We start from the raw sequence: 344 nt of genomic DNA, 5'->3' as shown, positions 1-344 counted from the left end.
GCGGTCATCAGCACCGGGCGGAACCGGACGAAGCCGGCTTCCAGCGCCGCGGCGACGGGATCGCCGAGCTCCTCGTAGCGTTCGCGCGCAAAGGAGATCACGAGCACGCTGTTGGCGGTGGCAACGCCCATGCACATGATGGCGCCGGTGAGTGCGGGGACCGACAGCGTGGTCCCGGTCGCGAACAGCATCCAGACGATGCCGGCGAGCGCGGCCGGCAGCGCCGTGATGATCACGAACGGATCGGACCAGGACTGGAAGTTCACGACGATCAGGAAATAGATCAGCACGACGGCACCGAGCAGACCGAACAGGAGGCCGGTGAAGGCGCTGTTCATGGTCTG

At 66.3% G+C, this 344-nt stretch carries 1 protein-coding gene; it reads right to left on the bottom strand.

What is annotated here, in order from left to right:
* The coding region (locus tag AABA86_RS33435) for an efflux RND transporter permease subunit (RefSeq protein ID WP_338309770.1) at positions 1–344 on the bottom strand (344 nt) is incomplete at both ends.

The sequence above is a fragment of the Bradyrhizobium sp. TM233 genome, assembly GCF_036247965.1.
GTDB lineage: Bacteria > Pseudomonadota > Alphaproteobacteria > Rhizobiales > Xanthobacteraceae > Bradyrhizobium > Bradyrhizobium ottawaense.
This window is presented reverse-complemented; position numbering and strand designations above follow the sequence as displayed.